Origin of the sequence: Arsenicicoccus dermatophilus, from assembly GCF_022568795.1 — a bacterium.
Classification (GTDB): Bacteria; Actinomycetota; Actinomycetes; order Actinomycetales; family Dermatophilaceae; genus Arsenicicoccus; species Arsenicicoccus dermatophilus.
Window position 1 is genome coordinate 2,036,459 of record NZ_JAKZHU010000001.1, and the last position, 20,000, is coordinate 2,056,458.

Genomic DNA, 20,000 nt, shown 5'->3' on the forward strand with positions numbered 1-20,000 from the left:
GCCGGCGGGTGGGCCCGGGCTCCGGCGGTCGTGGCTCCGGGGCGGATGGTCAGCGGGAGGCGGGCAACGCGGCGAGACCGCCGAGCAGCCCGTTGCCGAGCGCGAGGCCGGCGACCTGCTCGGCCGCGGCGGCCATGGATCCCTCCGGGCGCAGCTGCGGCGCGACGGCCTGGCTGCCCGACACCACCGTAAGTTCGCCGGTCCGGCTCGCCGCCTCCGCCACGCCGGACACGGTGCCGGTGGCAGGGTCGAGGAAGGCCGGCGCGTTCGCCGGGCCCATGCCGAGCTCCACAGCCTTGGTGGCGAGGGTGCCCGGCGAGGAGACGGCGTTGAGGTCCTGGCGCAGCGCGATCGAGGTGTCCTTGAGCGCCGCGGAGCGCTCCCGGAGGTCGTGCAGCTGGAAGGAGCCCTGGGACAGGGTGAGGTTGAGCACGAGCAGCGCCAGCAGCCCGAGGGTCAGCAGGGTCGCGCCCAGGACCACGAAGGGCACCTGGGTGGCGCGTCGCCGGGCCTGGCGCACGACCTCCAGGTGCGGGCGCTGCGGGGGGCTCTCGGCGACCCGGGCCCCGCTCGGACGAGGGGCGAGAGGCTGCAGGAGGCTCATGAGGGAACTCCGTTCCGGCGGGGCTTCCGAGTCGGGCTGGGCTGGTGGGGGCTGGTGGCGGGACTGGGGCGCAGCCGCTCGGCGGCGCGCAGCTTGGCGGAGGCGGCCCGAGGATTGGCGGCGGTCTCCTGCTCGCTCGGCTCCTCGGCACCTCGGGTGAGCAGGCGCAGGTATGGCGCGTGCTCCGGCAGCTCGACCGGCAGGCCCGGGGGTGCCGTGCTCCGGGCACCGGCCGCCAGCACCTGCTTGGTGAGCCGGTCCTCGAGCGAGTGGTAGGACAGGACGGCGAGCCGGCCACCGACCGCGAGCGCGTCGACGGCGGCGGGCAGCGCGGCCTCCAGCGACTCGAGCTCGCCGTTGACCTCGATCCGCAGCGCCTGGAAGGTCCGCTTGCCGGGGTGACCACCCTGCCGCTGCGAGGCCATCGGGATGACCCGGCGCAACAGCTCCACCAGACGCCCGGAGGTGGTGAACGCCTGCTTCTCCCGCTCCCGGACCACGGCGGAGGCGATCTGCTTGGCGAAGCGCTCCTCGCCATACACCCGCAGGACGCGCGCGAGGTCGCCGTGGGCATAGGTGTTGAGGACCTCGGCGGCGGTGATGCCCTCCGTCTGGTCCATCCGCATGTCCAGGGGGGCGTCGACCCGGTAGGCGAAGCCCCGGTCCTCCTCGTCCAGCTGCAGGGAGGAGACCCCCAGGTCCAGCAGGATCCCCTGGGCGCCCGGCAGGCCGAGGTCGGCCAGGACCACCCCGACCTGGTCGTAGGTCGCGTGGACGAGGTGCACGCGCTCGCCGAAGCGAGCCAGCCGCTCCCCCGCGAGGCGCAGCGCCTCGGTGTCCCGGTCGATCCCGACCAGTACGACGTCGGGGAAGCGCTCCAGGACCGCCTCGGCATGGCCACCCATCCCCAGGGTCCCGTCCACGTGGACCGGGGTCGGCACCGCGGCGGTGGCGGTGAGCGCCGGCTCGAGCAGGTCCAGGATGCGGTCGCGCAGGACCGGGACGTGCCGTCCCTCGGCGCCGGTGCGCTGCTGCTCGGTCATCGGGTGCCTCCTCTCGGGTGGGTGTGCGGGTGGGTGGTGGTGGGGTGCCGGCTCGCTGGGAGGTGGTCCTCGGGTGTGGACCCTGTGGTCCGGTCCCCAACCGCTCCGCTCGACGTGTCCCGTTGCCGGGGAAGGTGCCTCGGGGCACGGGGAGCGGGTGGAGGCCGAACCGCAGGGGGTCACAGGAGTCCGGGGACCACCTCCTCGGCCTGGTCGCTGAAGGCCTGCTCGGTCGCGGCGAGGTAGCGGTCCCAGGCCGTGGTGTCCCACACCTCGACGCGGTCGCCCGCCCCGATGACGGTGCACTCGCGGCTGAGTCCGGCGTACTCGCGCAGGTTGGCGGGGATGGTGATGCGTCCCTGCTTGTCGGGCGTCTCGTCGGAGGCCCCGGACAGGAACACGCGCAGGTAGTCACGGGCCGCCTTGCTCGTCATGGGCGCGGTCCGCAGCTGCTGGGAGACCCGGACGAACTCGTCCATGGGAAAGACGTAGAGGCAGCGCTCCTGCCCTCGGGTGACGACGAGCCCGTCGGCCATCCGCTCGCGGAACTTGGCGGGGAGGAAGAGGCGGCCCTTGTCGTCCATCCGAGGGGTGTGCGTCCCGAGGAACATCGGCTCATCTCCCCTCCCTCGGTCCGGGTCGTGCCCATGGGCGGCGGCCCCCACGCGCGGTGGCCACTCCATCACCCTCTGCTATCCCCCACTTTACTCCACCCTCCACCACCCCGGGGGAGATTTGCCGGAAAGTCTGTTGCCTTCCTGATATTTCTGCTGGTCAGAGCCGGTGGGGCGAAGTGGGGTGGGAGCAGATGCACAGTTTGCTCCCAGGATCGACCCAGACCAGGACATATGCCCCCGACGAGCCCAGATGCGACGGCGCAGGACGACCCCCGACCCCACTGCGGTCCCCTCACCGGGCCGTGGTGGGGGACGATGGGGAGCTCCGGGGACCCTCGGTGGGGAACGGTGGGGAGGACGGCGGACCCCCGTGCCGGTCGGGTCCGGTCCGGTGCCGCCGGCCGGGGTGCGCCAGGGCCCCGCGGCGGTCACCGGTCTCCGGCTCCCCGGTCCGGCCCCTGCCCCTAGAGTGGGGTGACGCGTCCCGGGGGCCGGGCCCGGACGCTCGATCGAGGAGGCAGCGTGACCCGTCCGAGCCAGGGGTGGCGGCCGGAGCCCGACGACGTGGCGGACGTCGCCCACCGACTCCACCTGGCGGTCGGCACGGTCATCGAGGGCAAGGACCAGCAGGTGCGCACGGCCGTGACGGTCCTGCTCGCCGGTGGCCACCTGCTGCTCGAGGACGTCCCCGGGGTCGGCAAGACGATGCTGGCCAAGTCCCTCGCGGCGGCCATGGACACCGCGGTCCGCCGGGTGCAATTCACCCCGGACCTGCTCCCCAGCGACATCACCGGCGTCTCGGTGTTCAACCAGGAGACCCGGACCTTCGAGTTCCGCCCGGGCGCGGTCTTCGCCAACGTCGTGATCGGCGACGAGATCAACCGCGCCTCCCCCAAGACCCAGTCCGCGCTCCTGGAGGCCATGGAGGAGGCCCAGGTGACGGCGGACGGCGAGACCATGCCGCTGCCGCGCCCGTTCATGGTCATCGCGACGCAGAACCCCATCGAGATGGAGGGGACCTATCCCCTGCCCGAGGCGCAGCGCGACCGGTTCATGGCACGCCTGTCCATGGGCTACCCGACGGCGGACGCCGAGCTGGCGATGCTGCGGTCCCACGGCGAGCACCTGCCGCTGCGCGAGCTGGCGCCGGTCACCGACGCCCGGACCGTGCAGGACTGCGTCGAGGCCGTGCGTCTCCTGCACGCGGCCGAGCCGGTCCAGCAGTATGTCGTGGACCTCGTGCGGGCGACCCGGACGACCTCCTCCCTGCGGCTGGGTGCCTCGCCCCGCGCCGCCCTGCACCTGCTGCGCGCCGCCCGGGCGAGCGCCGCCGTCGACGGGCGCGACCACGTCCTGCCCGACGACGTCCAGGCCCTCGCCATACCCGTGCTGGCGCACCGGGTCATGCCGACCGGTGGTTCGGCCGCCGGGCCGGACGCCGCGGCCGACGCCATCGACCAGCTCCTGCGCTCGGTCCCCGTGGCGGGCGTCGCGAGCCGGCGCCGGCGCTGAGCGGACGACGGTGCGCCGGGCCGGGGTGCTGACGACGCGCGGGCAGTCCTTCGTGGCTGCCGGCGTGGTGCTGCTCGCTGCCGGTCTGGTCCTGGGGCTCGGGGACCTGGTGCGGCTGGGGCTGCTGCTCGGGCTGCTCACCCTCGTGGCCTGGCTGCTGGTGCGCCGGCCCGCCGGGTGGGTGCAGGTGGAGCGGACGGTCACCCCCTCGCGGCTCACCGTCGGCGAGCACGGCACGGTCCGGTTGACGGTGCGCCACGGTGGCCGTTGGCGGTCGCCCTTCGTCGTCGCGCAGGAGCAGCTGGGCTATGCCCTCGGGGACCGGCCGCGGTTCGTGCTCTCCCCGATGGCTCCCCGGTCCTCGCGGGTTGTGGTCTATCCCGTCCGAGGGTCCATGCGCGGCGAGCACCAGCTCGGCCCGCTGTCGGTGCGGGCGCGCGATCCCTTCGGGCTGACCAGCCGGTTGACCCGGGGCACCGGGACCCACCGGGTGCTGGTCGTCCCGCAGGTGCTGCCCCTCGCCGAGGGGGGCGTCCCCGGGTCCGGTCAGGGCCGGGACGAGGAGGTCGCCGACACCGTGGCCCTGCACGGCGAGGACGACGTGACGATCCGTCCCTACCGCCAGGGCGACGAGCTGCGGCGGATCCACTGGGCAGCGAGCGCCCACACGGGCTCGCTGATGGTGCGGCAGGAGGAGCAGCCCTCGCGGCGCCGAGCCGTCGTGCTGCTCGACCGACGCCCCTCCGCCCACGCCGGGGAGGGGCCGCAGGCGTCCTTCGAGTGGGCGGTGGTGGCGGCGGCGTCGGTCGTGGCCCATCTCCAGCAGCACGGGTATGACGTCAGCCTGATCACCGATCCCGCCGCCGACCAGGAGCATCCGGTCACCCTGGACGCGGCCCTGGACCGCCTGGCCCGGGCGACCACGAGCGATGTCCCGCTCGAGCACGGCGCCCGGGCCGTCGGGCGTGGGACGGCCGGTCTCGTGGTGGCCGTGCTGGGCGCCGACCCCGAGGGCCTGGCCGCCCTCGCCGTCGCGCGACGCCCCGGCACGACCGCCGTGGCGCTGGTCGTGGACTCCGCGGAGCGGGGCGGTGAGGCCGCCCGCCGGCGCGGGGGCCCGGCCCCCGTGGCGGGGGCCGCGGCCCAGGTGGCCGACGGGCTGCGGGCCTACGGCTGGCGGGCAGCCGTCGCGGGTCGCGGCGCCACCCCCGGGGAGTGCTGGCGCGAGGCTGCGTCCTGCGGGGGTCGGCGATGAGACGCGTCCGCCCGCTGGAGACCCTCCTGGCGGTGCTCACGGTGGCCGTCGCCCTGTGGCCGATCGAGACGCTGCTGCGGGGCACGGCCTGGATCAACCCGACGCTGGTCGCCCTGGCCGTGGTGGCCGTCACCGGCCTGACGTCGCGGGCCCTGCGGACCCCCGCCTGGATCGTGGTGCTGGCCCAGGTCCTCGCGCTGGTCGTGGCGGTGACGCTGCTGCACGGGCTGGGGTCCGGGCCCTACGGCCTGCCGGGCCCCGACCTGCCCGCCCGGCTCGTCGCCGGCGCCGCGCAGGCAGCCACGACGATCCGCAGCTATGCCGCTCCCGCCCCCGCCACGCCGGGTCTGGTGATGACCATCGGAGCCCTGGGGGGCCTGGTCGCCGTCGTCGTCGACCACCTGGTCGTCGCCCGCCGGGCCGCCACGCTGGCAGGCTTCCCCCTCCTGCTCGTCTCCCTCGTCTCCATCGTCAACACCGCGGGTGCCCTGCCCCTGCGCTACTTCGCCGCCCTCGCGCTGACCTGGCTGCTGCTCCTGGTCGAGCAGCAGCGCTCGCGGCTGGAGCACTGGAGCACGGTGACCCCCAGCCTGCTCGAGGGCCGGGCACGAGGGTCGGTCGGCACCGCCCGACCCGAGGCCGGCTTCGCGCGCGCGGGCCGGGTCCTCGCGGCGCTCGCCGTCGCCGCCGCCGTGGCGGTGCAGCTGTCCTTGCCGCCCGTGCCGACCCGCTTCCTCGGGCGGGAGCTCGGACGGCAGGTCCGGGAGGCAGGACCCGCGATCAGCTTCGCCACGGACGTCGACGTGGCCCGCAGCCTGGGCTCGCGCGACCCGCGTCCGATCCTGCGCTACCGCACGACCGGGGACCAGGACCCGCCACCGCTCGCCGTGGCCGTCGCGCGCGAGTACGCGGGTGGCCACTGGCGCACCGCCCGGGTCGTGGCGACGTCTGCCGCGGTCCCGTCCCCGCGGGGGCTGCTGCCGCTGCCGACCGGCGTCGATCCGGCCCTGCCCCATACCGTCGCCCGGTCCGAGCTCTTCGACAACACCTCGCTGCACCCGCCACAGCTGGCGGTCCCCGCGCTGCCGCTTCACGTCGACACCGAGGTCCCCTGGCGCCGGGACGACGCCACCGGCCTCGTCGCCATCGTGCGGCGCCCCGACCGGTATGTCGTCAGCTATGCCGTCCCGACGCTCACCCCCAAGCAGCTCCAGGAGCGCACCCGCGTCGCCGCGAGCTCCGACGTGCTCGCGACCACAGTCGACCCGGTCGACCTGACGGTGGACCAAGCGTCCGAGAGGGCGGTCTCCGACGCCACCCGCCGGGTGCTGGAGTCGGCCCCGGCCGCGTACGGGCCGCGGGACAGCGCCTACGCCAAGGCGATCGCCATCCAGCAGTACCTGCGCTCCCCCGCCTTCACGTACACCCTGACGCTGCCGCCGGTCACCCCGCAGGAGCGCGCGCAGGGCACCACCCCCGACGCGGTCACCCACTTCCTGCGGACCCGCCGCGGCTACTGCGTGCAGTACGCCACGGCCATGGCGCTGATGGCGCGCACCGAGGGCATCCCCGCGCGAGTGGTGCTCGGTTTCCTGCCCGGCAGCCAGCTGCCCGACGGGACGCACCTCGTGCGGGCATCCGATGCCCACGCCTGGCCCGAGCTGATGCTGCCGGGCGTGGGCTGGACCCGCTTCGAGCCCACCCCGGGGGGGCGCGCGGGGCTGCCCCCGACCTGGGCCAACCCCCCGCAGACGGCGGCTCCGTCCGGGCCCGCCGACGAGCCGCGGGCCCGACCCACCCGGCCCGACCGCCGGCCGACCGCCACCCCGACCGCGACCTCCCGGACCGGCCAGGGCCTGGCCGATCAGGTGCTTGCGTGGTTCACCCGCGACCGTCTCGTCGCGCTGGGGCTGCTCGCTCTGGTGGCTGCGGCCCTGCTGACCACCCCCGTGCGGGCCGCGGCCTCGCGGCGGCGCCGCCTGCGGGCCGCGGGCACGGCTCCCGCCGAGGTGGAGGTGCGCTGGGCGATCCTGGCCGAGCAGCTCGCCGACCTCGGGATGCCTCCGCCGCCGGGGACGACCCCGCGGACCCTGCGCGAGCACTACGAGGCGCACCCCATGCTGTCGCCCGAGACCAAGCGGGCCCTGTCCCGGGTCCTCGGGGCGGTGGAGCGTGCCCGATATGCCCCGCCGGGGGTGAGCGCGTCACCGACCCAGGTGGAGCGCGACGCCCGGACGGTCCTGCGCGGCGTCGGCGCCACCCGGACCCTCGGCGATCGGGTCCGTGCCGTGCTGCTCCCCCGGGCGGGCCGACTGCGCTGACCCCCGTGCCTGCGGGGGCGGCCCCGGCGAGGCGCCCGGTCCGGGCCAGACCCGGGTAGGCCGAGAGTCCGGCCGTCCCCAGGGGGTCGACCGGACTCTCGGCGGCGTCGGGCTGCTCAGTCCAGGTAGTCCCGGAGCACCTGGGAGCGAGAGGGATGGCGCAGCTTGGACATCGTCTTGGACTCGATCTGGCGGATGCGCTCGCGCGTCACGCCGTACACCTTGCCGATCTCGTCGAGCGTCTTGGGCTGCCCGTCGGTGAGGCCGAAGCGCATGGACACCACGCCGGCCTCCCGCTCGGAGAGGGTGTCGAGGACCGAGTGGAGCTGCTCCTGCAGCAGCGTGAAGCTCACCGCGTCCGCAGGCACGACGGCCTCGGAGTCCTCGATGAGGTCACCGAACTCGCTGTCGCCGTCCTCGCCCAGGGGGGTGTGAAGCGAGATGGGCTCGCGGCCGTACTTCTGGACCTCGACGACCTTCTCGGGGGTCATGTCGAGCTCCTTGGCGAGCTCCTCCGGGGTGGGCTCGCGGCCGAGGTCCTGGAGCATCTGCCGCTGGACGCGGGCGAGCTTGTTGATGACCTCGACCATGTGCACCGGGATGCGGATGGTGCGGGCCTGGTCGGCCATGGCGCGGGTGATGGCCTGGCGGATCCACCAGGTGGCGTACGTCGAGAACTTGTAGCCCTTGGTGTAGTCGAACTTCTCGACCGCGCGGATCAGGCCGAGGTTGCCCTCCTGGATCAGGTCCAGGAAGAGCATGCCGCGCCCGGTGTAGCGCTTGGCCAGGGAGACCACGAGGCGAAGGTTGGCCTCGAGCAGGTGGTTCTTGGCCCGCTTGCCGTCCTGGGCGATCCACCACAGCTCGCGCTTGAGCTTCATGTCGATCTTGTCGCCGGAGTTGAGCCGCTCCTCGGCGAACAGGCCGGCCTCGATCCGCTTGGCGAGCTCGACCTCCTGCTCGGCGTTGAGGAGGGCCACCTTGCCGATCTGCTTGAGGTAGTCCTTGACCGGGTCTGCGGTGGCACCCGCGGTGACGACCTGCTGCGGCGGGGCGTCGTCCTCGTCGTCCTCGCGGTAGACGAAGCCACCGTCGGTGGTCTCCTCCTCGGCCTCGGCCTTCTTGCCGCCCTTGGCCGCAACCTTGGTGGCCTTGGGATCCCCGGCCCCGACGGCCGGGTCCTCGTCGGCGTCGTCCGACTCCTCGACGTCCTCGGGCGCCTCTGCGGACCCCTCGTCGGGGCTCTCGGTGACGACCTCGACGAGGTCCGCCTCGAGGTCGACCTCCTCCAACGCCTCGGGGTCGACGTCCTGCACGTCGTCGCCGCCGCTGGCCACGCCGGCGGCGACCGCGTCACCGTCCTTCGCGGCGGCCTTCTTCGCGGCGGCCTTCTTGGTCGTGGCCTTCTTGACCGGAGCGGGCTTCTCGGCCGCGGAGGCGGCCGCCCGGGTGGTCGTGGCCTTCTTGGCCGGGGCCTTGCGGGTGGTGGTCCTGGTCGCCGGGGCGCTCTCGTCCGTCGTGTCCGCGCCTGGGGCGGCCTTGGTCGCGGACTTCCTGGCCGAAGACTTCTTGGCGGCAGCCTTGCGGGTGGACGTGGACCGCGCGCCGGTGGTGGCCGCCACGGCGCGGGCGTGGTCGGGGTCCAGGGTGACGGTGATGCCGGCGGCGTCGATGGCGCGCAGCACGGCCTTCATCCGCCGTGGCTCCAGAGCCACCTCGCTCAGGGCGGCACCGAGCTGCTGGGAGTCGATCGACCCCTTGCTCGCGCCGATCTCCAGGAGGGCCTGGAGGGCAGGGTGGGCGAACTCAGGAGGCAGGGAGGCTGCGTTGGGAACGGTGGTCACAACAACCTTTCGTCGTATGACGATGACGAGGGGCCCAGGACGACGTCGGACGACGGACGCACGGGACCACAGACGGCTGGTGCGCGATGGGCTGGTGCAGCCTGGCGTGGCAGGGACTGCGAGGGGCTGACCGGAGCCTCCGATGCGCTGTGCCCGCCATTATAACGCCGTGGAGCCCACGAGTGGGCTCCACGGCCGCTCAGCGGACCGGCTTGACGGTCAGGACCGGGCAGGTGGCGTCCAGGAGGATGCGCTGTGCGCTCGACCCCAGGATGAGCTTGCCGACCGGTGAACGACGACGCAGGCCGATCACCAGGCAGCTGGCCTGGGTGACCTCGGCCACGCCGACGAGCTGCTCGGCCAGGTCCTTGCCCTCGGGGCGGCGGCGCTCGACGGCGAGCCCGCTGGCCTGCACGGTGGCCGTGAGCTCGGCGACGAGGGACTCCAGCACGGCCCGGCTCTCCTCGTCCGGAGCGGGGCGGGCGGTCTCGACCAGGACGAGGGGCAGGGACCGGACGACGGCCTCGTCCGCGGCGCGCTCCAGCGCGGCCCGCCCCTCGGGCGTGGCCATGAGCCCGACGACGACGGTCATGGTGCTCCTCGAAAGGGGTGGTGACGGCGGGATCCCCCGCTGGACGGCAGCAACCTATCTCATGCGGCGGAAGCCCCCCACCACCTCGTCGAACCTCGCCAGCCCGCGCAGCGCGGACATCGTCAGCCGGGCCATGCCGTAGCCCGGGTCGCAGGTCAGCGCCCGCTCGCAGGCCGCGGTGGCGACCATGTGGTCGTCCAAGGACCAGGCCACCACCGCGGCCGCGGTCAGGGTGGGCGCGGCATGGTCGTCCGGCAGCACCCGTGCCACGTCGAGGAGCCGCCGCCCCAGCGAGCGACGCAGCTCTCGGTGGTCCCGACGGACCGGTGATCCCAGGACCGCCCGGCACGTCTCCCGCACGTCTGCCCGGACGTCGTCCGGGGAGCACAGACCCGGCACGACCCAGGCGTAGATCCCGTCGCGCACGTGGACGTCCTCGATGGCGTGCACCGCCGCCGCCACCAGCCCGGCGACCTGCTCGACGTCGCCGGAGCCACCGCCGTCGACGGCGACGCAGGCGCTCCCGCCCAACCCGAGCAGGACCCGCCAGGCACGCAGCCCGGCCTCGACGTCCTCGGGGGACGGCGGCCCTGGCCGGGCGGTGCCCGACGTGGGTGCCCGCCCGAGCGTCCGGGCCACCGCACGCGCCACCGGGTGATCCCGGTCCGGACGCGTCCCGGCCAGGCGGGCCTCGCGCGTCGCGGCCGGGGCCTCCCCCGCCACCACCAGCTCGGTGACGGCGGGGACCTGCTCCGGCCGGGGCAGGGCCACCGGGTCCCGCGGGCAGCACACGGGATCGTCACAGGTCACCGGCCACCACGTGCCGCCGCTGACCATCACCGCGTCACGGACCTGGGTCCCGGCGGCGGTGGCCAGGGCGAGCAGCTCGGCGAGCAGCTGCTCGGCCTCGGCGACCGAGAGGGGATCCGGCGACGATGCCTCCCGCGGGGACCCGCCCAGGGCCACGCCCCTGCCCGCCCCGGGACCGGCACGGTCGGTGAAGGCCACGAGGACCACCTCGTCCACGTGCGGGAGCATCCGGACGGCCACGGCGTCCCAGGCCGGTCCTGCACGGAGGGGCTGCGGGTCGCCGGCGGGGTCGTGGAGGTCGATCCGGACGGCCGGGCCGATCGTGGGGCGGCGGGCACCCGGCCGGGAGCGCAGCCCGAGGACCACGAGGCTGTCGGAGGGGGTGAACCCGAGCACGTAGGGCACCACGGTCACCAGCTGCCCGACGTCGCGGACGACGGCGGTCAGGGCGGGACGGTCGGCAGGAGGGGCGGAGGTCGACATACGTCCGACCCTGCCGCGGCGGCGACCTGCGGTCGAGGGGGGCACCCGTCGCCTGTGGACGGCGCCGCGCAGATCCTGGCGCCGGCCCGACTGCGGCTGGGGACGACCGGGAACCTGCAGCTCAGCGGATGACGTGACCCGGCACCGGGCCCCCGGGGCCGTCGTCGCGGGACTTCTCCCAGCCGAGGAAGTCCTCGGTGACCGAGACCAGCTGGGCGGCCAGCCAGGCCAGGACCAGGGTGTCGTCCCCGATCCCCAGCAGCGGTACGACGGCCTCCGGCACGAGGTCGACCGGGCTGACGACGTAGGCCAGCGCCCCGGCCATCGCCGCCACCGTCCCCATCGAGGCGCCGGCATACTCCCCGCTGCTCATCGCCTGGACCAGGCGCGGCATCGACCGCACCCGCTCGAGCCAGCCGGGGGAGCCCGGACGGCGGGCGGCGCGGGCGGCCTGGGCGACGTCCCGCAGCGAGGTCACGCGGGTGCGACGGCGAATCATGAGGATCTCCCTGCTCTCGTGCCGCCGGCGCCGGCCGCGACATCGCCGGGCGCGGTGTCGCGGGGCTCACCGGCAGCGGGGTCTCTGCGCGCCAGGGTCGGCGGTCGGGCCCCCGGGGCCGCGCCCGCGTGGTGCACCACGGCGCGGCGCCGGAGGATTCCCCGCGGGAGGGTCCCCGGCGCCGCGCCGGTCAGGTCGGGGCGCCCGACCGGGAGTGGCTCAGGCGTGCAGCGCGCCCGTGGTGGTGGCCGGGAACTGCTGCCTGGCGTTGTCGGCGATCTTGCCGAGCAGGTAGTAGTCCATGCCGCCGCCGACGAAGCCGCCGACCACGGGCAGGCCCTTGCCGACGATCTTGGCCAGGCCCTTCTCCCCCAGGGTGGAGATGAGGCGGAAGCCCACGCCCTTGTTGATCATCATGACGGCGGAGGCCGGCAGGTGCTGCGACGCCAGGCTGGACATGCGACCCGTGGTCAGGACGCCGGCCTTGCGGAGCAGGTCCTCGCCGGAGTCGGCGCCGACGAGGGTCAGCAGGATCGCCGAGCGGGTCTCGGGCTTGTCGATGTCGTAGCCGCGGGCGCGGGCGATGCCGGCGACCATGCGGGTCGCGACGATGTAGAACTCGACGACGTTGGCCGGCAGCGCGACCAGCATCGTGGCGAAGCCGCCGAGCCCGGTGACGAAGCCACCCGCGGCCGCGGTCTTCTTGTGCGCCCGGATGATCTCGTCCACGGTCTGCTCGGTCGAGCGGCCCCTGCCCGACTTGTCGGCGAACGCCGCGGCACCCTCGAGCGGGCCCAGCCCGTCGATGCCGAAGTCCAGGAGCTTCTGCACGAGGTCCTCGACCGGACCGTTGAGGGCGGAGCTGCCGGCCACCTGGCCGGTGCGCTGGTCGACGGTGTTCTTGCCGGCGATCTTGTCGATGGCCATCCCGGCCATCTTGTCCATGAGACCCATGAGGGGTTTCCTTCCTGGTGTGACGCACACTTGATCGGTGACAGTCCTACCCCACGGGCGCGCTCCTGACACCCTCCACGCGCTCGGCGTTGCGGGTGGGGTCGGGACGGTGCTGGCGCAGGACGGCTCGGTGCTCGTGGCGCCCTGCCCCGTGGACCGGCTCGTGGCCGACGTCGCCCGCCTGGAGCAGGAGCACCGGCCCCGCTGGGTCTGGTGGCAGGCCCGCGAGGACGCCGGGCCGCTCGTCGCGCGAGGCGCCCGCCTGTCCCGGTGCTGGGACCTCGCCGAGGTCCACCGGGTGCTCTGCGGCGGTCACCTGGCCGACCCGGCGACGGTCTGGGCGGTCATGCACGACCTGGACCCCCGCTCCGCCCCGAGACCGGGCCCGCCGGACCTGTTCGCCTTCGCCGCCGCCCAGGCACGCCCGGGCGACCCCGAGCCCGACGCGGAGGCGCTCGTCACCCAGGACGGGCACCTGCGGCCGGACGCCGCCGACCGCACCTGGCAGCGCACCCCCGAGCGGCTCGTCGCCTGGACCCGGGCCGCCCTCGAGGTCGCCGCGCGCCAGCGCGCCCACGTCGACGCCGCGCCCTCCCCTGCGGCTGCGGGCGGCACCCGACGCACCCCCGACCGGCTGCGCGCCACCGCGGCCTCCGAGTCCGCAGCCGCCCTGCTGTGCGCCGAGCTGGAGGTGACCGGCCTGCCCATCGACCGGGTGGTCGCCGAGGAGCTGATCACCGCCGCAGCCGGTCCCCGCCCCACGGACGAGGCGCAGGCCGCCGGCATACGTGCTCGCCGCGACCAGGAGGTCCTCCGGCACGTGCCCGGCCGTGAACGCACCGACCTGCGTAATCCCCTGCAGGTCAAGGAGCTGCTCGCCTCCGTCGGCATCCTCGTGGACGACACCCGCAAGTGGACCCTCGCCGCGCACCGCAGCTCCCACCCGGTGGTCGAGGCGCTGCTCGCGTGGCGCAAGGCCGAGCGCGTCGCCACGACCTACGGCTGGCACTGGCTGGACACCTACGTCGGTCCGGACGACCGGCTCCGCGGCGAGTGGACGGCCTGCGACGGCGGAGCAGGACGGATGACGGCCGCCAACGGCCTCCACAACCTCCCGGCCGAGCTGCGCCCAGCGGTGGCCGCCCACCCGGGCCGGGTCCTGGTGCGCGCCGACCTCGGCCAGATCGAGCCACGGGTACTCGCTGCCGTGGCCCGCGACGCGGCGTTCGCGCAGGCCACCCGGGCGGACGACCTCTACTCCCCCGTCGGCGCCGAGCTCGGCGTGGACCGGCCCGTCGCCAAGGTCGCGGTCCTCGCCGCGATGTACGGCCAGACCTCGGGATCGGCCGGCGCGGCCCTCGAACGGCTGGACCGGGCCTATCCGACGGCGATGGCCTACCTGCACCGGGCCCACCAGGCCGGGGTGCGCGGCGACCCGGTGGTCACCTGGGGCGGGCGGCTCGTACCCATGTGGCAGGGCGAGCTGACCGAGGCGCAGCGGGCCGGACGGGGACGCTTCGCCCGCAACGCCGTCATCCAGGGCGCAGCCGCAGAACTGTTCAAGGCCTGGGCCGCGACCGTCCGGGCCGGCGGGCGCGACATCGACGCCGAGATCGTCCTGTGCCTGCACGACGAGCTGCTGGTGCACGTCCCGGCCGAGCACGCCGCCGCCGCCGAGGCGCTGGTGCACCGGAGCCTGGACGAGGCGGCGCGGCGCTGGACGGGCACCGACCGGGTGCGGTTCGTCGCCGACGTGTCGGTCGTCCACCGCTGGTCGGAGGCCAAGGCCTAGGCGTGACGACCCGGCGCCGGGCGCGCGGCGGTCAGGCGCGGTCCTCCGGGCGACCGTCGTGGGTGCGCAGGAACTGCTCGAACTCCGCGCCGATCTCGTCGGCCGTGGGCAGCTCGTCCGGAGCAGGGGCGAGCAGGGTGGGCTTGTCGAGCCCCCGGGTCCACTGGTCGTACTGCGCCTCGAGGGCCCGCACGACCGTGAGGACCTCCTCGTTGTCCCCGATCTCGGCATCGACGGCCTCGCGGTTGACGCCCGCGACCGCCGCCAGCTCGGCGGTGGGCAACGCCAGCCCGGTCGCCCCGGCGACGGCCCGCAACCCCGTCAGGGCGGCGTCGGCGAAGTCCGTCTGTGCGAGGTAGTGCGGGACGTGGACGCTGAACCCCACCGTGTCGTAGCCCGACTCGCCCAGGCGCAGCTCCAGCAGCGAGGCGAACGACGACGGCACCTGCACCTCGCCGAAGACGGGGTTGTTGTCCGGGATCAGGGCCGGGCTGGAGGCGTGTTGGGTGAGCCCGATCGGGCGGGTGTGCGGCACCCCCATCGGGATGCCGTGCACACCCACGGTGAGGGTGACGCCGAAGGCTCGCACGAGCCCGCGGACGGCCTCGACCATGCGCTCCCACTGGTAGTCCGGCTCCGGCCCGGTGAGCATCAGGAAGGGCGTGCCGTCGACGTCCAGCACCCGGTAGAGCACGATCGCCGGGTCGTCGTAGGCCGTGTAGCGGTCCCGGTCGAAGGTCATCGCCGGTCGGCGCCCGCGGTAGTCGAGCATCTGGTCCACGTCGAAGGTCGCCACCACCGAGTGGTCCAGGGTGGCCAGCAGGTGATCGCTGAGCAGGCGACCGGTGTGACCCGCGTCGATGAAGGCGCCCATGGCCACGACCAGCGCGGAGGCCCGCAGGTGGTGCGGATCGGTGTCGCTCTCGAAGCGGTAGAGCCCGGTGGGGTCCTGCACGGTTGCCTCCAGGTCGGTCGGAGTGGTCTGCCCTGGGCAACGCACGGGTAGCCAGAGGCATTCCACCGCCCCGGTGCTCGCCGAGGCGAGCGGGTCGGCCCACAGGACCGACACCCAGGGTCGCCGTGCCCGCGTGACGACGCCCGCGGGCGTCCACCCAGGTCACGGCGACCCGCTCGCCGGGCCGGCCCCCGACCGGCCCGGCGACTACAGTGCGTAGGTGCCGCTCGAACCACCCAGCCGACAACATCCCCCCGGCCCTGGCGCCGGAGCCTTCTCGGCCCGTGCGGCCTGGCACGTCCGGTCCTTCCTGCCCGTGGTGGCCTGGCTGGGCGCGGCGACGGCGGTCTCCCTGGTCCACCGGATGCTCCCCGACGCCCGCTGGCTGCTGGTCCACCTGCTCCTGCTCGGCGGGGTCGGCAACGCGATCATCACCTGGTCCTGGCACTTCACCGGCGCGCTGGTGCGCAGCCCGGCCTCGCCCGGGCAGATGCGCTCGCAGGTCCTGCGGCAGGTGGGTCACAACCTGGGCGCCGTCGCGGTGGTCGCCGGTGTCGTGGGGCACCGACCCGCCACGGCCGTCGCCGGCGCGCTGGTCGTGGGGTCGGTCCTCGCCTGGCACGGCCTGGCCCTGGCGGCGCGCACCCGCGGCTCGCTCGGCGGCCGCTTCCGCCGCACCGTCGACCACTACGTCGCGGCCTGCCTGCTGCTGCCGGTGGGCGCCACCCTGGGCGCCCTCCTCGCGGCCGGCCGCAGCGCCGAGTGGCACGGTCGTCTGGTCCTGGCCCACCTCACCCTCAACCTGCTGGGCTTCGTCGGCCTGACCGTCCTCGGCACGCTCGTGACGCTGTGGCCCACGATGCTGCGCACCCGGCTCGAGGACGGCTCCGAGCGCACCGCCGCACGCCTGCTCCCCGTGCTCCTCGGCGCCGTCCTGGTCACCGTCGGCGCAGCCCTGCTCGGGCTGCGCTGGGTCGCCGTCCTCGGTCTGCTGACGTATGCCGCAGCTGCGCTGACCCACGCGGTGCCCTTCGCCCGGACCGCGCTGCGCCGAGCCCCTGCCGACTTCGCCACCTGGTCCGTCGCGGCGGGCAGCACCTGGCTGCTGCTCGGCCTGGGCCTGCTCGTCGGGCTCCTCGCCGCCACTCCGAGGCTGGCCCACGTGCCCACCCGCCTCGACGAGGTGGTGACCGCCCTCGCCGTCGGCTGGGTCGCCCAGGTCCTGCTCGGGGCCCTGGCCTACCTGCTGCCCGTGATGCTCGGCGGCGGGCCGGCGGCCGTGCGCCGCATCACCGCGATCACCCAGGCACAGGGAGCCCTGCGGGTCACCGTCACCAACCTCGCCCTGCTGGTATGCCTGCTGCCCGTCCCCTCCTGGGTGCGGGTGGCCTGCTCGGCGCTCGTCCTCGGGGCGCTCGCCACCGCCCCCGCGCTCGACGTCCGCGCCGTGCTCGTGGCCCGGCAGCTGCGCCGGGAGGCCACCGCCGCCCCCGCGAGCCCGGCACCCCCTGAGCGCCCCTGGCTTCCCGGCACGGCGGCCGGCTGCGCGCTGGTGGCGCTGGCCGTCGCGGGTGGTCTCGCCGTCGACCCCACCGCGCTCCGGCGCGGCGACGCAGGCACCGGCGTCACCCCCACCGGTCGCACGGTCACCGTCGACGTCACCGCCCGCGGCATGAGGTTCACCCCCGGCAGCGCCACCGTCACGCCCGGCGACCGGCTGGTCCTGCGGGTCACCAACGCCGACGCCGACGTCCACGACCTCACTTTGGAGACCGGGCAGGACACCGGCCGCCTCGGCGGCGGCGAGACCGGCGTCCTCGACGTCGGCGTGGTCGGACGGTCGATCGAGGGCTGGTGCTCGGTCGTCGGCCACCGGCAGATGGGGATGACTTTCGGCATACGCACGACCGGAGGTGACGGGCAGGCCTCCGCGACCCCGGGCGGGCACCAGCACGCCGCGTCCGGGGACGCCGCCCCACCGGTCGACCTGCACGGCGATCTCCCGGCCGGGTTCGTCGCGCGCGACGCGACCCTGCCTCCCGCCCCCACCGGGACCCTGCACCGGGTGACGCTGCGCGCCCAGGAGGTCGAGCTGCCCGTCGGCGCCGACCAGACCCGACGGCGGTGGACCTTCAACGGCACCGCCCCCGGGCCCACGCTGCGTGGCCACGTCGGCGACCGCTTCGAGATCACCCTGGTCAACGACGGGTCGATGGGTCACTCGCTCGACCTGCACGCCGGTGCCCTCGCGCCCGACCAGCCGATGCGGACCATCCGGCCGGGCGAGTCGCTCGTCTACCGGTTCACCGCCACCCGTGCGGGCATCTGGGTGTACCACTGCTCCACCCATCCGATGTCCGTGCACATCGCCGCGGGGATGGCCGGGGCGGTGGTGATCGACCCGCCCGGGCTGCCGCCCGTGGACCGGGAGTACCTCCTCGTCCAGTCCGAGCTCTACCTCGGCGCCGGGTCGGCCCCCGTCGACGGCGCCAAGCTGGCCCGGGGCCGCCCGGACGGGGTGACCTTCAACGGCGTCGTCGGGCAGTACGACGCCCGTCCGCTGACCGCCCGCCCCGGGCAACGGGTGCGGATCTGGGTGCTCGACGTCGGACCGGACGACGGGACGAGCTTCCACGTCGTCGGCGGACAGTTCGACCGGGTCTACAAGGAGGGCCGCTGGCTGCTGCGAGCCGGACCCGGCGAGCCCGACGCACCCGGCGGCTCCCAGGTGCTCGACCTGACCGCGGCGCAGGGCGGCTTCGTGGAGCTGACCTTCCCCGAGGCCGGGCACTATCCCTTCGTGGACCACCAGATGAGCGACGCCGAGCGAGGCGCCCACGGCATCGTCGAGGTCCGCTGACGCACGGTCGGGGGCCGACGTCCGCAGCGGCCCGGGGGCAGACCGCCGGCCGACCCACCACAGCCGGAGCACCACGGACGGCGAGCTCTGCTGAGGTCGCCCTGGTCAGGCGGGACCGGTCAGCGGTCGAGCTCGTAGATCTGCGCCTGGACCGGCCCCGCCTCGGTGCGGACCGTGCAGGCCACCCGCCGGTAGCCAGGCCCCTCGAACTCGTCCAGCCGCGCCCAGTGCCGGGGCAGGGCGTCGCTGGTGAGCAGGTGCACCGGGACCGCCGGCGCGTCCTCGTCCAGCTCGATCGCGGGATAGCCCAGCGCGGCTCCCCAGCCCTCGGGCAGCAGGTGCCCGTGGACGACCCCCTGCGTCCAGCTGCCGGGGATGGCGGCGACCTCGTGGTGGTTGGACCGGCCGGGGCGCAGGGTGCCGTAGACCGCGAGCCGCTGCCCGTCGGTGGGGGCCGTGCTCACACGCTCACGCGATCGCCGGCCCGGGCGCGGCGTCGCGCGTCGAGGGAGGCCGCGGCGGCGATCACCACGCCCAGGGCCATCTGCTGCCACATGGCGGGGACGTCCAGCAGGTTGAGGCCGTTGTGCATGACGGCGAGCACCGTGGCACCGACCACCGTCCCCACCGCGCTCCCGCGTCCGCCGGCCAGGCTGGCGCCACCGACGACGGCGGCGGCCACCGCATCGAGCTCCATCCCGGCCCCCGCACCGGCCTGGACGGAGGCCAGGCGTCCGGCGATCAGCAGTCCGCCGACACCGGCGCACAGCCCCGACAGGGCATAGGCCGCCACCTGGGTCCGTTCGACCGGGATGCCCACCAGACGGGCGGCCTCGGGGTTGCCTCCCACGGCATACAGCCACTGGCCCAGGACGGTGCGCCGCAGCAGCACGTGGGTGAGGACGGCGAGCGCCACCATGACCATGAAGGTCACCGGGACGCCCGCGACCCGCTCCCCCACGCCGGCCATGGCGGCGGGAGCCACGAGAGTCTGCGAGTCGCAGGCGATCTCGGCGACCGCCCGCCAGATCGCCATGCCCGCGAGGGTGGCGATGAAGGGAGGTATGACGAGCCTGGTGACCGCGAGGCCCGTCACCAGGCCGGCGAGCAGACCGACGAGCGGGGCCGCGACCACGCAGAAGGGTGACGGCAGGCCCAGGCCGAGGGCGCACTGGGCCGCGAGGATCCCGGACAGGCCGGCGACCGCCCCGACGGACAGGTCGATGCCGCCCACCACGAGCACGAAGGTCAGGCCCAGGGCCAGCGCCGCCGTGGTCGCGGTCTGGTCGGCGACGTTGAGCAGGTTGCCGAGGGTCCGGAAGTCCGGGGACACCACGGCCAGGACCAGGCACAGTGCGAGCAGGCCGGCGGGGGCGGCGAGCACCTGGCTCCCGGCGCCCCGCGCCCAGGCCGCGAGACGCCCGCCCTGCGACCAGGGAGAGGACGCCGCCGTGGCACCAGGCGCCGGGGTCTGCGGCGCGGCGGCAGGAGCCGGGGCCGCAGGAGGGGCACTCGGGGCCGGAGTGGTCGGAACATCCTGGGCCGCAGGCGGGGTCGCGACGGGCTTCGCCGCGGCCTTCGGCGTCGCAGCCGGACCCGAAGCCGATGAGGAAGGGGCCGGGGTGGCCTTCGCCGGGGTCGCCGCCGGAGGGGTCGCCGCGGGCTTGGCCGAGGCAGCCGGAGCCTTGACCCCCGGGGTCTGCGGCGCGGCAGCAGGAGCCGGGGCCGCAGGAGGGGCGCTCGGGGCCGGGGCGGGCTTCGCCGCAGGAGGGGTCGCGACGGGCTTCGCCGCGGCCTTCGGCGTCGCAGCCGGACCCGAAGCCGATGAGGAAGGGGCCGGGGTGGCCTTCGCCGGGGTC

16 protein-coding genes are annotated in these 20,000 nt (G+C 75.0%); 5 read left to right on the forward strand and 11 right to left on the reverse strand.

Going from position 1 to position 20,000, the window contains the following annotated elements; all coding sequences use genetic code 11:
* Positions 1-49 precede the first annotated feature (49 nt).
* From ftsL to mraZ, 3 genes are all read right to left on the reverse strand, one after another.
* A complete protein-coding gene (ftsL, locus tag MM438_RS09435) occupies positions 50-604 on the reverse strand; it encodes a cell division protein FtsL (RefSeq protein WP_241452205.1) in 555 nt (184 codons plus the stop codon).
* A complete protein-coding gene (rsmH, locus tag MM438_RS09440) occupies positions 601-1,647 on the reverse strand; it encodes a 16S rRNA (cytosine(1402)-N(4))-methyltransferase RsmH (RefSeq protein ID WP_241452206.1) in 1,047 nt (348 codons plus the stop codon). The genes ftsL and rsmH overlap by 4 nt, the downstream gene beginning before the upstream one ends.
* 179 nt (positions 1,648-1,826) lie before the next feature.
* The gene (gene mraZ / locus MM438_RS09445) at positions 1,827-2,258 is read right to left on the reverse strand and encodes a division/cell wall cluster transcriptional repressor MraZ (RefSeq protein WP_241452207.1); all 432 of its coding nucleotides are present in this window, start codon (positions 2,256-2,258) and stop codon (positions 1,827-1,829) included.
* Between the two features lie 528 nt (positions 2,259-2,786).
* On the opposite strand from mraZ, the gene MM438_RS09450 reads away from it, so the two are divergent.
* From MM438_RS09450 to MM438_RS09460, 3 genes are read left to right on the forward strand one after another with little or no spacing between them, the layout of a single operon-like run.
* Positions 2,787-3,776: an AAA family ATPase gene (locus MM438_RS09450; RefSeq protein WP_241452208.1), complete on the forward strand. Its 990-nt coding sequence runs from the start codon at positions 2,787-2,789 to the stop codon at positions 3,774-3,776.
* Between the two features lie 10 nt (positions 3,777-3,786).
* Positions 3,787-5,031 (forward strand): DUF58 domain-containing protein, encoded by a 1,245-nt coding sequence (locus tag MM438_RS09455; RefSeq protein WP_241452209.1) that lies wholly within the window; start codon positions 3,787-3,789, stop codon positions 5,029-5,031.
* Positions 5,028-7,352 carry a transglutaminase TgpA family protein gene (locus tag MM438_RS09460; RefSeq protein WP_241452210.1) on the forward strand — a complete coding sequence of 775 codons (2,325 nt, stop codon included), beginning with the start codon at positions 5,028-5,030 and terminating at the stop codon, positions 7,350-7,352. Before MM438_RS09455 ends, MM438_RS09460 begins: the two co-directional genes overlap by 4 nt.
* A 116-nt stretch (positions 7,353-7,468) precedes the next feature.
* On the opposite strand, the gene MM438_RS09465 is transcribed toward MM438_RS09460, so the two are convergent.
* From MM438_RS09465 to MM438_RS09485, 5 genes are all read right to left on the reverse strand, one after another.
* Positions 7,469-9,196 (reverse strand): RNA polymerase sigma factor, encoded by a 1,728-nt coding sequence (locus MM438_RS09465; RefSeq protein WP_241452211.1) that lies wholly within the window; start codon positions 9,194-9,196, stop codon positions 7,469-7,471.
* Positions 9,197-9,395: 199 nt separating this feature from the next.
* Positions 9,396-9,788: a universal stress protein gene (locus tag MM438_RS09470; protein WP_241452212.1), complete on the reverse strand. Its 393-nt coding sequence runs from the start codon at positions 9,786-9,788 to the stop codon at positions 9,396-9,398.
* A gap of 54 nt (positions 9,789-9,842) precedes the next feature.
* Complete coding sequence (locus tag MM438_RS09475) at positions 9,843-11,081, reverse strand: DUF4192 domain-containing protein (protein WP_241452213.1); 1,239 nt, start codon at positions 11,079-11,081, stop codon at positions 9,843-9,845.
* Positions 11,082-11,202: 121 nt separating this feature from the next.
* Complete coding sequence (locus MM438_RS09480; protein WP_241452214.1) at positions 11,203-11,580, reverse strand: YkvA family protein; 378 nt, start codon at positions 11,578-11,580, stop codon at positions 11,203-11,205.
* 219 nt (positions 11,581-11,799) lie between these two features.
* Complete coding sequence (locus MM438_RS09485) at positions 11,800-12,534, reverse strand: EcsC family protein (RefSeq protein ID WP_241452216.1); 735 nt, start codon at positions 12,532-12,534, stop codon at positions 11,800-11,802.
* A 37-nt stretch (positions 12,535-12,571) separates the two neighbouring features.
* Between MM438_RS09485 and MM438_RS09490 the strand changes: the two genes are divergently transcribed.
* Positions 12,572-14,326: a DNA polymerase gene (locus MM438_RS09490; protein WP_241452217.1), complete on the forward strand. Its 1,755-nt coding sequence runs from the start codon at positions 12,572-12,574 to the stop codon at positions 14,324-14,326.
* Positions 14,327-14,357: 31 nt separating this feature from the next.
* Here MM438_RS09490 and MM438_RS09495 read toward each other — a convergent pair whose 3' ends face one another.
* Positions 14,358-15,281 carry a PAC2 family protein gene (locus MM438_RS09495; RefSeq protein WP_241452218.1) on the reverse strand — a complete coding sequence of 308 codons (924 nt, stop codon included), beginning with the start codon at positions 15,279-15,281 and terminating at the stop codon, positions 14,358-14,360.
* A gap of 220 nt (positions 15,282-15,501) precedes the next feature.
* Between MM438_RS09495 and MM438_RS09500 the strand changes: the two genes are divergently transcribed.
* Positions 15,502-18,141: a multicopper oxidase domain-containing protein gene (locus MM438_RS09500; RefSeq protein WP_241452219.1), complete on the forward strand. Its 2,640-nt coding sequence runs from the start codon at positions 15,502-15,504 to the stop codon at positions 18,139-18,141.
* Between the two features lie 119 nt (positions 18,142-18,260).
* Here MM438_RS09500 and MM438_RS09505 read toward each other — a convergent pair whose 3' ends face one another.
* Entirely contained in the window at positions 18,261-18,605 is a 345-nt protein-coding gene (locus MM438_RS09505) for a gamma-glutamylcyclotransferase family protein (protein ID WP_241452220.1), read from the reverse strand.
* Positions 18,602-19,525, reverse strand: a complete 924-nt coding sequence (locus tag MM438_RS09510; RefSeq protein ID WP_241452221.1) for an ABC transporter permease — start codon at positions 19,523-19,525, stop codon at positions 18,602-18,604. Before MM438_RS09510 ends, MM438_RS09505 begins: the two co-directional genes overlap by 4 nt.
* Between the last annotated feature and the right edge of the window lie 475 nt (positions 19,526-20,000).